The sequence below is a fragment of the Tolypothrix tenuis PCC 7101 genome, assembly GCF_963874875.1.
GTDB classification, from domain to species: domain Bacteria; phylum Cyanobacteriota; class Cyanobacteriia; order Cyanobacteriales; family Nostocaceae; genus Aulosira; species Aulosira tenue.
This window is the reverse complement of record NZ_CAWNJS010000001.1, coordinates 2,084,065-2,098,769: the sequence shown is the minus strand read 5'-3', so window position 1 is coordinate 2,098,769 and position 14,705 is coordinate 2,084,065. Positions and strand designations below refer to the sequence as shown.

The window sequence follows — 14,705 nt, the reverse complement described above, 5'->3', positions numbered from 1 at the left end:
TTAGGATCTTTGATGATTTACTAGGGTTTATGAATACTTTATATGCCTGTTGGGAAAAACCAGTCTTTTAACTGATTTACTGTGTATTCCCAATAGGCAATTGGTCAATATGTTGAGTAACATTATCGCCATACCAGCAAATCAGAGTATAAAAATTTCTTGTAAACTCACAGGAGTGCGCTAAAGTTAATGTCTTCTATATTATTTTCTAGATATCGTAAGTCACATATTCTACCAGCAGCACAGGTTGCAAAGGTTGATCAACCATCTTCTTTAGTAGGACTGGGACTGTTTAAAGTTTTTCGTTCATCTATATTATGTTTTAGCGTTGGGATTGGAGTAGCTTGTATCACTTTGTTAGGAACAAGCCTGAGCAGCGTTATTGCTCAAGTCCCACCTGTGACTGACACAGCAACTTCACAGGCGAATGTAATGTATGTCAATCCTAGTAGCGGAAATGACCAAGAGGGCAATGGTACGGAAAGCGCTCCTTTAAAAACCATTACCCAAGCATTGCAGAAAGCTTCTGCCAATACCGTGATTATGCTCTCCGCAGGTACTTACAGCACAGAAACAGGAGAAGCATTTCCCTTGATTTTGCGTCCAGGTATTTCCATTCAAGGGGATGCGAACAATCAAGGTAGAGGTGTGATTATTCAGGGAGGTGGTGAATACCTCAGCAAAATTTTAGGTAGTCAAAATATCAGTATAATTGCGAGTAGCCAAGTCAATTTAAGTGGCGTAACAATAACCAACCCTAACCGTCGTGGTTATGGATTGTGGATTGAATCTAGTAACCCCGTAATTTCACAGAATACATTTACAGGTAATACCCAAGATGGGGTATTTGTGACTGGCAATGCTGCACCAACTATTAGCCAGAATAACTTTGACGGTAATGGTGCCAATGGGATCACCATTGCGGGCAGTTCCCAAGCTCAAGTCAAGGAAAATACTTTTCAACAAACAGGCTTTGGGATTAATATCGCCCAAAATGCCGCGCCGACAATTGTAAATAATCAAATTCAGAATAATAGAGCCGGGATCATCATCCAAGCTAACGCCCACCCCATTTTGCGGAATAACATTATCGAGGGCAATAAAGAGGATGGTATAGTAGCGATCGCTCAAGCAATGCCAGATTTAGGCACTGATGCCGAAGCTGGTGGTAATCAATTCCGCAACAATGCTCGCTACGACATTAACGCCAGTGCTGCAAAACAAGTAATAGCTGCTTTTGGTAATACTCTTACCAACAGTCGTGTTGCAGGTAAAGTAGATTTACAAGCTCCCAGAACATTAGTAGCTCGAAATGTGCCAACTGCTGAAGGCGGGCCGGAAATTGCACCTACCAATGGCGAAATCACCTTCTCGGCTCCTGGTGCCGCAGATACTCCCAACGAGGTAACCGTACCAACTGCTCCCAACAGCAATTCTGCCAATAACATGAGAGTTGGCAAATTGAATCCTCAACTATTACCTCTGCTACCAGCTAATACATCTCGCCTCGTTCCTAAGCCGAATCCACAACCAGCAACAACAGCAACAACTCCCTCACCTGTTCCCGGCTTTCCTGTTCCTAGCAGCTTGGCAGGTACAGCCGCTACCCAAAGAGCAAGTGTACCCCCTGCACCAGCAACTTCTGCTGATACACCACAGTTAAACTATGTGCAGATTAATCCGAGTGCGATCGAGTTTACCGCACCTCAATCTCCATTTGATCCCCAAGCCCAGCCAGCCACACCTAGAAATACCAGAGCTAAAAAGCCCCCAGCACCATCAAATCTTTTGCCTGTACCTAATTCCAATATTCCTATAGGCAATACTCGCAATATGCGGAAAGTGCCAGTACCACAGGGTAGTCCAGCCGTAAACTATAACAATCAATTACCTAATACTGTGGCTCCAATGGGTAATCCATTGCCCAATCCTGTGGCTCCCATGAATACCCCATTGCCTAACGCTGTTCCGCAAATGGATAACAGTCCATTACCAAATACTGTTGCTCCCACAAATAACAGCCCATTACCTGCGGGTGTCAGTCCCATGAGTAACACCCCATTACAGAGTAATGGTATCCCGATGGGCGCACGTTACCGCGTACTAGTGGAAGTAGCAACTCAAAAGGATATGGAATTTGTACAATCCCTCGTCCCGACTGCCTTTTTCACAGTCTCCCAAGGACGCAACCTCATGCAAGCCGGAGTATTTAGCAATCGCTATAACGCCGACACCATGATAAAAACACTCAATAGCAATGGGTTGAGGGCGATTATTGAGGTGTTGAATTAATGGGGCATGGGGCATTGGGCATTGGGCATTGGGTAATTGGTAATTGGTAATTGGTAATTGGTAATTGGTAATGGGTAATGGGTAATGGGTAATGGGTAATGGGTAATGGGTAATGGGAATTTGCCCCTTGTCTCCCTGCCCCCTGCCCCCTGCCTTTTCCCAATCCCCAATCCCCAGTCCCCAATCCCTATTCCCTCCCCAAATTACCTTGTAACCCACCAGTGTGGATTAACAATAAACGCGTACTTGGGGGGAAAAATCCTTGCTTGAGTAAATCCATTACGCCATAAAACATTTTGGCGGTGTAGACATAATCAAGAGGTATGCTGTGTTCTTGGGTGAACTGCTGGGCAAATAGTAATAACTCATCGTTCACCTTGGCATAGCCACCCATGTGGTAATTACATATTAGTTCCCAGGATGCGATCGCGTTTTTGGTTGTAGGTACACCAGAGGCGCGATAATTTTTGAGGAAACTCTCTATTTCCCCAGCCAGAAATTCCCCATTTTTCAGCGCAGGAAACCCAATAACGCGTTGTCCTGGTTGCAGTGACAGTACAATTCCCGCCAAAGTACTGCCCGTACCACAAGCCACACATACAGTATCAAATTGTCGCTTCCAAAATTCCTCATCTCCCGATAATATCTCAATACACCCCCGCACACCGTTCAAATTCCCGCCACCTTCGGGAATAATAAACACTTCACCAAAGCGTTCTTTTAATTCTGCTTGCAATTCTGCTGTATATCGCTGTCGGTATTTATGACGGTCAATGTAGATAATTTGCATACCTTGCTGAACTGCAAAACTCAGTGTAGGGTTCAAGGGTAAATGCTCTTCCCCCCGAATCACCCCAATAGTGCGAAAACCAAAAAGATTTCCCGCCGCCGCAGTAGCATAGATGTGATTAGAATAAGCTCCACCAAAGGTCAGCAACGTCGTAAAATTTTTCTGTCTAGCCTCCAATAGGTTGTACTTCAACTTAAACCACTTATTACCATTCACCGATGGATGCATTACATCAAGGCGTAGCACAGACAAATCAACACCAGCTTGTCGAGCAATTACACTGTCAATCGGTTGTATGGTAGGAGGTTGTGCGAATGAAAAGATTTCTTCCACGATGAATGAAGGGGATGAGGTAGACAAATATAAAACCAATTACCCATTACCAATTACCTATTACCAATTACCCATTACCAATTACCAAACCCAAATAAAATTTTATGGCTAAACTATTTGACTGTATCACTGAAGAATTACAAGAATTTATTGCTACCCAACATCTGTTTTTTGTAGGTAGTGCGCCTTTGAGTCCTACAGGACACATTAACTTGTCCCCCAAAGGGCTAGAGAGTTTCCGTATTCTTTCGCCTAACCGTGTAGGGTATTTAGATTTGACTGGTAGCGGTAACGAAACCTCAGCCCATCTACAAGAAAATGGGCGAATTACTTTTCTGTTTTGCGCTTTTCAAGAACCTCCAAAAATTTTGCGCTTGTATGGGCAAGGGTATGTAATTGTACCAGGTTCTCCAGAGTGGGATGCTTTTGCGCCTCTATTTCCTGCCTTACCTGGAATTCGTCAAATCATCATTGCTGATATTGAACGGGTGCAAACTTCTTGTGGCTTTGGTGTACCACTTTATGAATATCAAGGACAGCGCGATACTTTAGTTAATTGGGCAATTAAAAAAGGCGAACAAGGAGTTCAAGAATATCAACAGCAGAAAAATCTTACCAGTATTGATGGTTTACCTACTCCACTGAGCAATTTACCTTAAGCCACAGGGGGTAATAGATAAATTGTGCGTTCACAGGATTTGAAGATGGATTATGTAATTAGCCCAATTACTCCAGAAGATGAGCCTTTTTTGTGGCGGATGCTGTATGAAGCAGCGCATTTATCAGAAGAAGGCAATTTAACAATGGAAGATTTGATGAATCATCCAGAGTTAGCAAAATATGTGAAAAATTGGGATTATGAAAAAGATACGGGTTATGTTGCTAGCTTGTTACCCAGCTATCAACCAGTAGGCGCTGCATGGTTGCGGTTATTGACAGAGGAAAATCAGGGATATGGGTATGTTAATGACCAAACTCCCGAACTTGCGATCGCGGTTCTCCCCGAATATAGAAATCATGGCATAGGTACGCAATTACTTCATCATTTATTAGCGATCGCACCAGCCTATTATCCATCAATATCACTCAGCATTAGAAGCTCAAATCCCGCTTTAAATTTATATCAAAGATTGGGCTGGCAAGTAGTAGAAGGTACTGAAATAATCAACCGCGTAGGTGGGACTTCTTTCATTATGAAAATTGATTTTAATAAATAAAATTAAGAGTTTGGTAATGGGTAATGGGTAATGGGTAATGGGTAATTGGTAATTGGTAATTGGTAATTGGTAATTGATATTTTTTATTTCTCCCTCATCTCCCTCATCTCCCTCATCTCCCTCATCCCCCCTATCCCCGCCCCTAAACCTTATCCTTCGCTGGCGGTACAATGCCAAATTTATTTAAACTCTCGTCAATTTCTTGAAGAGTTTTAAAATCATCTGGTGGTAAGGGATAACTGTTACTGTTCAATAAACCTGAATTTATTGGCTGCTTTTCTAAGAATGAGAATGCTTGGCGAAATTGATGCGGTTGCGCTTTAATTGGGGCATCAAAATGGCAAGGAATAATCCATTCAAAATTCCAACTTGCTACTTTATCAGCCCAGTCAATAGTTTCTTGGGGTGCGCGGTTGAGAATGAGAGTCTGTAAAATTGGCGCGACAAATAAACGTCCATTGCCTCTGAGGGCATCAAATGAACGTTGCCAATTAGCTTGCCATTGGAATGGATATAAGCCGAAATATGCTTTTTTAGAACGTTCTGGGGCTTTGGTAGCATCGCGCAATACTTCACCTAATCCAGGGATATCTAACACGCTGGGGCGAAAATACAATGCAAATAGCGAAATTCGTTGCCATCCCTTACGGCGGTTTGCTTGATTATCTGCAACTATGTCACCTGCATTATCTTTAGCATGGAACAGCAAGGGATATGAGTCTAATTGCACGATCGCAGGTGGTTCTTCTGGAACAGATATTACTGCATCTGTGACTAATAAACTGTGCGATCGCTTGTGGAAAAATGCTACTTCTGCAAACCTACCGGGGCCTAATTCTATGGGGCCAAGTATTGCATAGTCAAACTCTTCAGCAAAAGGTGTATTTTTGCTGTCTGCGGGAAGGATTTGAGTGCGTTTGCGGGGTAAACCCAGCCAACTGAGTGGCAGATTTAAGGGAAAACTCCACTGGCTAGGAGCAACAAAAACCTGTGCTTGCGGAAAGAATCTGGCAAAGGGGCCGACGAAAACCTTATGTTCTAATCCTGAGATAGTTGGCAAAATAATATACTTAATATCACCATGTTCTGCCACCAACTCATTGAGTAATCGGATACACTCTGGAGTTGGCGCAACCGGAGCGTATACCAACAGACCCCCAGCTTCTAGCTTCACAACAGTCATGCGAATGGGCACAACCACATAGAAAATGCCCTGCATTTGGTCAAAAGTCCAGATTGTATCTTTGATTACTTCTTTACGAATGGTTCGCCGTTCCCCGTATGGGTAGAGTGGCAAAGTAAACCAGAAAAACCACGAAAAGTCCTGCGGATGAATTAGTTCTGCGCTTCCAGCACGTTCATCATGAGCCACTTTGCGACCCTCCCCTGAATTGCCAATGCTTTATTTGCCTTCCAGATGTTGGAGTTTAGCAAATTGTTGTCCCCATTACATAGTTTTCATCAAAATTCTTGTTTTAAGGATCAAGGGTCGAGGGTTGCACAGAGGCGATAAATCGCATCTTTACTCAAAAATCAACAGAAATTTTTTCTTCTTACCCTACCAACAGATAATCGGAGAAATCTCAATTACTCATTTCCTTGGTATTAGGCATTTTTAACCACAGCTTTGTTAAAGAATTGAGAAGATTAATTATTAGATTGTGATTTTAAAATTGATTCTGAGTATAACTTTTTTAAAGTTAACAATACTTTAGAAATACTAAAGCTTAACTCTTAAAGTAGAGGAGTGATATACCTATAAATACATATACTACTATTACCAAGCAATAATTTTATAAGCCCCTAGTCTTAGACCTGCTAGGAGCTTTTTCTTAAATTTTTAACTAATCAATTAAAGACATATATCAAAAGTAGTAGGAGATTATTAATTACTCCTCAGGTAGATGAATAGTTGATTCCCAAGGCAGATTAAAGATGAGGAGAGCAATTGATATTGTGTAATTGTCAAAGAAAAACGTTACTTAATCAACGTCGGAACAATGAACATAATTGCTTGGATTGTTTTAGGTCTAATTGCTGGTGCGATCGCGAAGGCTATCTATCCAGGTCATCAGGGTGGCGGAATCCTCGGAACCATACTGCTAGGAATCATCGGTGCTTTTATTGGCGGTAGTTTAGGTGTGTTCTTTACTACGGGGACGTTTGCTTTAACAGCTCCGACTCTTAGCATTACTGGTATCATCGTTGCTGTAATTGGCGCACTTATCGCTGTTTTCCTGTGGAACTTATTGAACCGTAGTGCTGTCTAGAATCTTAGGGTATTAATTGATAATTCTTTATTAGTAAAGTTCAGGGAGCTGTTGTAGCTATTATTTATCCCTGAAATTAAATGGAAAGATATAGCACCTGCCTAAAGTGAGGTAGGTGCTATTATTATTTGATATTTACCGATATTCTCAACCCCAAGATATCGAGTAGCGCCAACAGATTATAAATCTCAGCGCCACCACTTTCTAACAACATCTTGTTTAGTTGTTCCCAGGTTATTTGTGCTTGTTCTGAAAGATTGTTCATTCTTAGCCTGGCATCAATGATATCTTTCAGTGCTGATGATAGCAGTTCTTTTTCAGGATTTTCAGCCTCTAATATTGCTTCAATATATGCAGCAGCCTCCTCAGGTTCTTGAAGAGATTCGATCAGGTATTCTTGATAGCTATCACTTGTCCGCATTTTTACTTTGAGCTTTCTATAGTATGTGTAGGATGCGTTATTAACGCATCCTACAACTTCCATGATTTCATTGTCATTAGTCAGCGCTTGAGAAATTATCTATCTTCTGCGCCTGAATTCTCATCAGCCTTTGCACGCTTACCAAGGCTCGATTTAACTCATAATTTCGTCTATCGGGATTTTGCAAATAAGCTTGCTGTTCTTCTTCAATCATCTTCACATCTTGAATTACCAAACCATCAAGTAACTTTTGCGCTGCACCAAATAAGCTATCTTTGATAAACCGCCGAAACCATACAGGTAATTTGTGCAATCGCCAAAAAGCATTTAATGATGTGAAATGTATTAAATAAGCTTTTGTTTGTGTTGCGCTGATTGGACAAAGCAGACAGTAAATTTTAAAATCTTTTCCTAATGTAGAAACCCAGTGAGGATAAACGTAACTTACATCTAAAGGTTCGGGATGTAAGCGCCGCAATGCAGGGAAAAATAGCTGGGAAATTGACCAAATTTTGTCTATTTTATAGTAACTTTGGGCTGTATAATGAGCATCTACACGATTAGTATCTTCGTCAATATCTTGTAAAGCTGCTGATGCCCAAGCTTGTAAATCTTGATGTAAATGTCCGTGATACATATCCATCAGATTTTCAATTAAATAAGAATAATGAGCATTACAGTTAATCACGGAAACTGTAGCAATGTAATTAAGATGTTCCCATTCTGGTAAACCCAGAGGTTCTATAGATGGTTCTGCATTTCCGGGAAATAGCCAAATAAAACCGTCTTGTTCTTTGACTTGGTAACGGCGAATTTTACAATTTGGGAGTTTCTGATTTTCTGCTAGGTAGGGAACGGCTGCACATTCACCTGATGCATCGAAGCGCCAACCGTGATAAGCACATTCCAAGTCATTACCAACGACTTGTCCATGACTGAGTTTAACTTGGCGGTGGGGACAACGGTCTTCTAAAGCGTGAACTTTGCCGCTACTATCTCGATAAAGCGCGATCGCCTGTTGCCAAATTACCACACCTACAGGCTGATTTGTGACTTCACTACTACGAGCAACTACATACCAGTGATTCGGGTTAATTCCCAACTGACGAACATCACGACTTTGCACAGTTTCAAACACAGAAGACATAGGCGCGTAATCTTGATAGGCGTTTTCAGTCTATTTGACTTGGCTGAAAACCAGACTATCACTTTAGGAGCTAAAACTACTGGCGTTGACAAGCTATAAAGTATGTGTAGATAAATCAGTAACGATATTCAACTAAAAATCTGTATGACAAGTTACCAAGAAACCCTACCCAACAACGAACTCGTTGAGAATCTCATTGCGGAAACTGCGAGTATTAACCATGTAGAAGTTATTGAAAATGTCATCGATAGCTTAGAACAAGATGACAGTGCAATGGTTAGCCAAACTCCAGACGGTAATTATCTCTGGAAATTTAAATACGGCAGCGTGGAAGTATTTGTTCAACTTAGTGGTACAAGTGATGAGGATACAATCACGGTTTGGTCTGCGGTATTAAAGTTACCTGCGAAAAATGAACCGGAATTGATGCGATATTTACTAGAGTTAAACTGTAGCAGCACCTTTGAAGCACGTTTCGGTATTATTGAAAACCAAGTTGTCGTCATCTCCACAAGAACACTAGCAGAATTATCTCCCGGCGAAGTCTCCCGCCTCATTACAATTGTGGCAACCATCGCAGATAACAACGACGAAGCCTTACAATCTAAGTTCGGCGCAGCATAAATCATCGCTAAAGCTTTATTTATCTGGCAAGTAGGGGCACGGCATCCAAAGACTCTCAGTAAAATCAACATTGAATCAGTGCCGTGCCCCTACAATTTTGATATTTTGGAAATTGGCTGTGTTTGAGGAGCGATAAATTCAGAAAAAATTGTGAACTTTCACCTTTGAATCTCAAAATTTTGACTTCTGAACTCGAAGGTTCGCCTTCCAATCTCCAACGTTCACCTTCGGAACTCGAAAGTTCGCTTTCTAATCTCCAACTTCCGCCTTCGGAACTAGAAAGTTCGCCTTCCAATCTCCAACGTTCACCTTCGGAACTCGAAAGTTCGCCTTCCAAGCCTCAACTTCCGCCTTCGGAACTCGAAAATTCGACTTCCAAGCTTCAACTTCCGTCTTCTGAACTCGAAAGTTTCACTTCCAATCACCAACTTCCGACTCTTGAACTCTAACATTTGGCGACTAATTCCCTTAATAGCAGCTGCTGGTAAAGTGCAAATGGCAATTGACAGATGGTTACTAGAACAGCACCAGACTGGAAAACATCCCCCAACGCTGCGATTTTATACTTGGTCGCCAACCGCGATTTCTTTGGGCTATCATCAACGCCAATATCCAGAATTTTGGGAAAATTTAACTTGGCAAGGTGAAAAATTAGATATTGTACGCCGTCCCAGTGGTGGCAGGGCAGTATTACACCAAGGCGATTTAACTTATACTGTCGTTACATCTGGATTACCAGGCGATCGCTTGCAAGCATACCAAAAAATTTGTGAGTTTTTAATTCAAGGGTGGCGATCGCTCGGCGTAGAATTGCACTATGGTACTGCTGGGCGAGGCTATATTAATAACCCTAACTGTTTTGGGACTGCTACTGGTGCAGATTTAGTCCTAAGCGATGGCGGTAAACTCATTGGTAGCGCGCAACTACGACGCGCTGGGGCAATTTTACAACATGGTTCCATCCGCTTAAACCAAGATGCGGAATTATTTGCCCGGGTATTTGGTGCAGAATCTTGGACGCAGGTAAAACTACCCCAGCATTTGAGTGTAGAAACAATTATTACAGCTTTGATGAGTGCTGCAAGCGATCGCTTTGAGATGGAGTTGGTTGAGGAACCTCTCTCGCCAGCAGAATGGGAGGAGATTTTGGGAATGGGTAATGGGTAATTGGTAATTGGTAATTAAATGTTTCCTTGGTTCTATCAAGTAATACCAATTTGAAAAAAGAATGCGACAGATTGTAGGGGCAAGGCACTGCCCATTGGTGTCAACTTAAGCTAAAAGCTATATACGGCGCGTGTTGTACAAATACCTCGCGCCCTCATCCCCTAACCCCTTCTCCCCCGGGAGAAGGGGAACTAAATCTCTTGCTCCCCCAGGGGAAGGGAAATTAAATCTCTTGCTCCCCTCTCCCAGTGGGAGAGGGGCTGGGGGTGAGGGCGAAACCTTGCAACCAAGCGGGTTTCACGTTAAGTTGACACGTATGGGCACTGCCTTGCCCTCTAGAATATATTGATGTATCGCATGATTTGATTTTTTGATTTGGTATTAGCCATTCACTTCAGATTTTGGCACAACCTAGCATAAAAATCTGTCTTCTCCATGCCCTATGCCCCATGCCCCATGCCCATTTTCAAGCCATTAAATATCCTGCGCTTACGCTGTCTTCTATTAATTGCAGTACAAAAGGCCAAAGTTCTGGTGCGCCTGTTTCTACGGGTGCGACTCGTTTCATAACTTGGTCGCGTCTGATACCATGAATGCGCCAAGTTCCACCTTTTGTTTGTTGATTGTGCAGCAAAGGTTGTATCCGGTCTAAAGCTGCAGCAAACTTAGCAGTGGGTGTTTCTCCAGCCTCAAATTCATCCCAGAGTAAACGTAATTCACTACCGATATCTGAAGGTAAAATTCCAAATAGCCGCGATGCTGCTTGTAATTCTTTCTCTGCCTTACTGGAATTAGCTTGCACGTCGTAGCAGAAGGTATCGCCAGCATCAATTTCTACTAAATCATGAATCAATAGCATTTTGATTGCTTGGAAAATATCAACACCATCCGGCGCATATTCTGCTAATGTCATCGCCATTATTGCTAAATGCCAAGAATGTTCTGCACTGTTTTCTTGGCGCGAACCATCTATCAGCAGGGTTTGGCGGAGTATCTGCTTTAAGCGATCAATTTCGATGATGAATTGAATTTGTTGCGTCAGTCTGTCGGTTTGCACGAGAGTTTCTCAAAAACACCCTAATAATACCAATTCAAATCATGTTTGCGACACATCAATATATTCTAGAGGGCAAGGCAGTGCCCATACGATTGAATTTGTTGCGTCAGTCTGTCGGTTTGCACGAGAGTTTCTCAAAAACACCCTAATAATACCAATTCAAATCATGTTTGCGACACATCAATATATTCTAGAGGGCAAGGCAGTGCCCATACGTGTCAACTTAAGCTAAAAGCTATATACAGCGCGTGTTGTACAAATACCTCGCGCCCTCATCCCCTAACCCCTTCTCCCCCAGGAGAAGGGGAATTAAATCTCTTGCTCCCCTCTCCCGGTGGGAGAGGGGCTGGGGGTGAGGGCAAAAACCTTGCAACCAAGAGGGTTTCACGTTAAGTTGACACCAATGGGCAGTGCCATGCCCCTACAATCTGTCGCCTTCTTTTTTCAAATTGGTATTAGCTTAATAAAAAACACCCAAACGGGTGATTCAAAACTGTCAGAAACGGTTAAAGTTATATGACAGAATGTCTCAGGATAGTTAATTTATTCACTAACTAAACAACTGACTTATGGATACAGCTAAACGCCAACGACTAGAAGCAGCAGGTTGGCGTGTAGGAAATGCATCTGACTTTCTAGAACTTTCCCCTGAGGAAGAAGCTTTTATTGAGATGAAATTATCTTTAAGTAGATATTTGAAAGAATTACGTCTCAAACATAATCTTTCTCAGGCGAATTTAGCCAAAAAAATTAATTCTAGTCAGTCAAGAGTCGCCAAAATGGAAGCAGGCGATCCGTCTGTTTCTCTAGATTTGATGGTTCGGACAATTTTAATTGTAGGTGGAACTCGTGAGGATGTAGCGATCGCGATCGCTTCTTCTCGTACACCCTCATCAACTTGACTTTTTTGTATACGAGACTAAATTACTTTTCCCGCATACATATATTTCATCTCTAAATTTGCCCGCACCCACAATTCTGTCATTGACCAAATCACAACTTTATTAGGTGCGTCTGCAAAATTATCTGGCTTGTGGGTAACAATAGCATGAAGAAGGCGATCGCTCACACAAACTAATTCTACAGCAGAGTCAAAATCTTGCAGGGGTGAGACTCTGGCTTGTTGTAAGATGCTGTTGTCAACTGGGCAAATTTGGATTTTTTCTTGTAACCAATTAATTACTATCTCAGCAATCTGAGAATTTTGCAGGCGACTAATATAATTGGAAATCCTTTGCCAACCGATATCAGTTATATATATTTGCACCAAAGGATGGGCTACATCTAAGAGATTGCTAACATCTTCTACGCAGTTGTAGCGATTCATTAAAGCTTCTAAGATTAAATCGGCATCAACTAAAATTCTTAGCACGTTAACCCCTATTGTAAACTGATAAATTTAGTGCCATTGCCTGAAATTTGACCGTTGAATAGATGCTAAAGGCAAGAATAAGCTGCAACAATCAAAACTTCCTCGTACAGATTGGCGTACATAATTAGACCGATTCCCAGAAACCAAAATTATCAAACCACAGCCTTAAGATTTTTGACTTTTGATTTTTAACTTTGGAATTTATGTGGCGGCAATCTAACAATAGGTGTTATTACAAATAACATTCATGCTCATAATGAAAGCAAGAACAACTTTGTAATAATACCTAAATTGAATGACGAAGAATGCTTTTAAAAGTTCCAAAATAAAATTGCAAATTTAGTAACATTTAGCTGTTAAAAATTCACAAGAAATTTATTTTTAAGGCTTCAGTAATAGATAAAATAATTGTCCATTGCTGACTGTGACACCAGCGCGATCGCCTGCTATTTTGCCAGTCCCTAAAAAGTAATCCACCCTGCCAGGCCCTTTAATCGCGCCGCCTGTATCTTGATCGAGTACGTAACGGCTGACAATGCGATGTTTTAATTTACCAGTACTATCGGCAAAGGGAAACTCAGAGCGAATTAGCGCCAAAGCACCGGGAGGCATGAGAGATTTATCTGTAGCAATAGAACGTTCGGCTGTCAGTGGTTGACTGATAGAACCCTGTGCAGGTGCGCCTTTGGTTTCGTGAAAAAACACAAAGCTGGGATCGCGAGGAATATATACGTTCAATTCTTGGGGATACTTTTGGAAATAGTCGAGAATTATAGGCATAGTCATCCCTTGTAACGGTAATTTGCCATCGTTCGCCAATTCTCGCCCAATACTTTTATAATTATACGCAATGTTGCCTGCATAACCAATACTTGTAAGAGTACCATCAGTTAGTTGCAATTTCGCAGAACCTTGAATTTGCACCATGTATGGTTCCAGGCGATCGCGAAACCAAAATAACTCTAAGCCGCGCAGTTTCCCCTTAGAAGCTTGCAAACCGTCAGCCCCTTCTAATTCCAGGCGTGTAGGATGCGGTAAGCTCCAGGAATCTAAATCGGGAGGTAATTTATAAACAGGATAGCGGTATTCTGCCGTCGGTACACGACTAGCTGTATACATTGGCTCATAATAGGCAGTGAATAAAACTGAACCTTTGCTATCCTTACCAATTGACTGATAAAGTACAAACTCCTGAGATATGGCTGTATGCAATGCAGCTCCAGAATTTGTCGTTAGTAGCAGCTGACGAAATCTGAGCAAACTTTTGTAGACGCGATCGCGTGTAATTCCTGGTACCTGATAATTTTGATAAGCCGCTTCCGCCCTGGGAGTTTGTAAATAGCGTAGACTGCGATCTATCGACTGTAACAGCGCTTTTTTATGCGCTGGTTGTCCATTTTCAATTTGATAAATCGCCTGATCCACACAAGAAGTATCATCTTCACAGCAAGTTACTGGGACTCTGGGAATTAATACTGGTAATTTCTGCGGAGAATTGGCGGAAGATGATTCAGGAAGATACCACTTTTTCAGCTGACATTCTGCGGGACTGAGTTTTAATTGTCCTAAAGAAGCCATCCCCACTAGGAACGTTAGCAGAACAACAGGTAGGCTCAGAGAAATAGTTGTAAGTTTATTTAGCATTAAAAAATAAGAGTACTTACGTTAAGTGTCATATTTTTCGCACAGTGGTTGTCCAGAGTCAAAAGTCAAAAGTCAAAAGTCCAATTTTTGACCCTTGACTCTGGACTTTTGACTGCCACCGTAGAAAATATATGTGCCAGTTGCGTAATTCCTGAATAAATTATTCGTCAAGAGTCAACAGCCCAGGCGTAGCCTGTCGTAGACATCGTAGTTCAATTTGTGGCGATCGCACTTTCTCAACAATAGACTTCTTGCACGAATACAAAACTTACCCTCATCCCCCAGCTTTTTCTCCCAATTTCGGGAGAAGGGGAGCCGATATCAAAGTCCCTCTCCCCCCGGGAGAGGGATTTAGGGTGAGGGCAAAGATT

15 protein-coding genes are annotated in these 14,705 nt (G+C 41.9%); 8 read left to right on the top strand and 7 right to left on the bottom strand.

Annotation, left to right across the window (positions count from 1 at the left end):
- Positions 1-189: 189 nt before the first annotated feature.
- Positions 190-2,292: a DUF1565 domain-containing protein gene (locus tag AACU25_RS08665; protein ID WP_096574785.1), complete on the top strand. Its 2,103-nt coding sequence runs from the start codon at positions 190-192 to the stop codon at positions 2,290-2,292.
- A 187-nt stretch (positions 2,293-2,479) separates the two neighbouring features.
- Here the strand turns inward: AACU25_RS08665 and AACU25_RS08660 are convergent, their stop codons facing one another.
- The gene (locus AACU25_RS08660) at positions 2,480-3,406 is read right to left on the bottom strand and encodes a 1-aminocyclopropane-1-carboxylate deaminase/D-cysteine desulfhydrase (protein ID WP_321206801.1); all 927 of its coding nucleotides are present in this window, start codon (positions 3,404-3,406) and stop codon (positions 2,480-2,482) included.
- A 113-nt stretch (positions 3,407-3,519) separates the two neighbouring features.
- On the opposite strand from AACU25_RS08660, the gene AACU25_RS08655 reads away from it, so the two are divergent.
- Positions 3,520-4,074: a pyridoxamine 5'-phosphate oxidase family protein gene (locus AACU25_RS08655; RefSeq protein ID WP_096574784.1), complete on the top strand. Its 555-nt coding sequence runs from the start codon at positions 3,520-3,522 to the stop codon at positions 4,072-4,074.
- A 45-nt stretch (positions 4,075-4,119) separates the two neighbouring features.
- The gene (locus AACU25_RS08650) at positions 4,120-4,632 is read left to right on the top strand and encodes a GNAT family N-acetyltransferase (protein WP_096574783.1); all 513 of its coding nucleotides are present in this window, start codon (positions 4,120-4,122) and stop codon (positions 4,630-4,632) included.
- 142 nt (positions 4,633-4,774) lie between these two features.
- Here the strand turns inward: AACU25_RS08650 and AACU25_RS08645 are convergent, their stop codons facing one another.
- Positions 4,775-6,004, bottom strand: a complete 1,230-nt coding sequence (locus AACU25_RS08645) for a DUF4336 domain-containing protein (RefSeq protein WP_096574781.1) — start codon at positions 6,002-6,004, stop codon at positions 4,775-4,777.
- A 628-nt stretch (positions 6,005-6,632) separates the two neighbouring features.
- Here AACU25_RS08645 and AACU25_RS08640 point away from each other — a divergent pair.
- The gene (locus AACU25_RS08640; RefSeq protein WP_096574780.1) at positions 6,633-6,902 is read left to right on the top strand and encodes a GlsB/YeaQ/YmgE family stress response membrane protein; all 270 of its coding nucleotides are present in this window, start codon (positions 6,633-6,635) and stop codon (positions 6,900-6,902) included.
- A gap of 124 nt (positions 6,903-7,026) precedes the next feature.
- Here AACU25_RS08640 and AACU25_RS08635 read toward each other — a convergent pair whose 3' ends face one another.
- Positions 7,027-7,386, bottom strand: a complete 360-nt coding sequence (locus tag AACU25_RS08635; protein WP_321206797.1) for a helix-turn-helix domain-containing transcriptional regulator — start codon at positions 7,384-7,386, stop codon at positions 7,027-7,029.
- 13 nt (positions 7,387-7,399) lie between these two features.
- On the bottom strand, positions 7,400-8,470 hold the full coding sequence (locus AACU25_RS08630) for an aromatic ring-hydroxylating dioxygenase subunit alpha (protein WP_096574779.1): 1,071 nt from the start codon (positions 8,468-8,470) through the stop codon (positions 7,400-7,402).
- A gap of 144 nt (positions 8,471-8,614) precedes the next feature.
- Here AACU25_RS08630 and AACU25_RS08625 point away from each other — a divergent pair, with 144 nt between their 5' ends.
- The 3 genes from AACU25_RS08625 (at position 8,615) to AACU25_RS08615 (ending at position 10,261) form a co-directional block, all read left to right on the top strand.
- Positions 8,615-9,094, top strand: a complete 480-nt coding sequence (locus AACU25_RS08625; protein ID WP_096574778.1) for a YbjN domain-containing protein — start codon at positions 8,615-8,617, stop codon at positions 9,092-9,094.
- A gap of 179 nt (positions 9,095-9,273) precedes the next feature.
- On the top strand, positions 9,274-9,543 hold the full coding sequence (locus AACU25_RS08620) for a hypothetical protein (protein WP_339382009.1): 270 nt from the start codon (positions 9,274-9,276) through the stop codon (positions 9,541-9,543).
- A 46-nt stretch (positions 9,544-9,589) separates the two neighbouring features.
- On the top strand, positions 9,590-10,261 hold the full coding sequence (locus tag AACU25_RS08615; protein WP_096583592.1) for a lipoate--protein ligase family protein: 672 nt from the start codon (positions 9,590-9,592) through the stop codon (positions 10,259-10,261).
- Positions 10,262-10,727: 466 nt separating this feature from the next.
- Here AACU25_RS08615 and AACU25_RS08610 read toward each other — a convergent pair whose 3' ends face one another.
- The gene (locus AACU25_RS08610) at positions 10,728-11,318 is read right to left on the bottom strand and encodes an HD domain-containing protein (RefSeq protein ID WP_096574776.1); all 591 of its coding nucleotides are present in this window, start codon (positions 11,316-11,318) and stop codon (positions 10,728-10,730) included.
- A gap of 569 nt (positions 11,319-11,887) precedes the next feature.
- Here AACU25_RS08610 and AACU25_RS08605 point away from each other — a divergent pair.
- The gene (locus AACU25_RS08605) at positions 11,888-12,220 is read left to right on the top strand and encodes a helix-turn-helix transcriptional regulator (protein ID WP_096574774.1); all 333 of its coding nucleotides are present in this window, start codon (positions 11,888-11,890) and stop codon (positions 12,218-12,220) included.
- Positions 12,221-12,237: 17 nt separating this feature from the next.
- Here the strand turns inward: AACU25_RS08605 and AACU25_RS08600 are convergent, their stop codons facing one another.
- Both AACU25_RS08600 and mltA read right to left on the bottom strand, forming a co-directional pair.
- Positions 12,238-12,690, bottom strand: coding sequence for a PIN domain-containing protein (locus tag AACU25_RS08600; protein WP_081584005.1), 453 nt, complete (start codon positions 12,688-12,690; stop codon positions 12,238-12,240).
- Positions 12,691-13,071: 381 nt separating this feature from the next.
- On the bottom strand, positions 13,072-14,334 hold the full coding sequence (mltA, locus tag AACU25_RS08595) for a murein transglycosylase A (RefSeq protein WP_096574773.1): 1,263 nt from the start codon (positions 14,332-14,334) through the stop codon (positions 13,072-13,074).
- Positions 14,335-14,705 lie beyond the last annotated feature (371 nt).

Coding starts and splice junctions, on each gene's coding strand:
- AACU25_RS08655 (WP_096574784.1), top strand. CDS start 3,520: ATGGCTAAACTATTTGACTGTATCACTGAAGAATTACAAGAATTTATT.
- AACU25_RS08640 (WP_096574780.1), top strand. CDS start 6,633: ATGAACATAATTGCTTGGATTGTTTTAGGTCTAATTGCTGGTGCGATC.
- AACU25_RS08635 (WP_321206797.1), bottom strand. CDS start 7,386: ATGGAAGTTGTAGGATGCGTTAATAACGCATCCTACACATACTATAGA.
- AACU25_RS08625 (WP_096574778.1), top strand. CDS start 8,615: ATGACAAGTTACCAAGAAACCCTACCCAACAACGAACTCGTTGAGAAT.
- AACU25_RS08615 (WP_096583592.1), top strand. CDS start 9,590: ATGGCAATTGACAGATGGTTACTAGAACAGCACCAGACTGGAAAACAT.
- AACU25_RS08650 (WP_096574783.1), top strand. CDS start 4,120: ATGGATTATGTAATTAGCCCAATTACTCCAGAAGATGAGCCTTTTTTG.
- mltA (WP_096574773.1), bottom strand. CDS start 14,334: ATGCTAAATAAACTTACAACTATTTCTCTGAGCCTACCTGTTGTTCTG.
- AACU25_RS08665 (WP_096574785.1), top strand. CDS start 190: ATGTCTTCTATATTATTTTCTAGATATCGTAAGTCACATATTCTACCA.
- AACU25_RS08605 (WP_096574774.1), top strand. CDS start 11,888: ATGGATACAGCTAAACGCCAACGACTAGAAGCAGCAGGTTGGCGTGTA.
- AACU25_RS08630 (WP_096574779.1), bottom strand. CDS start 8,470: ATGTCTTCTGTGTTTGAAACTGTGCAAAGTCGTGATGTTCGTCAGTTG.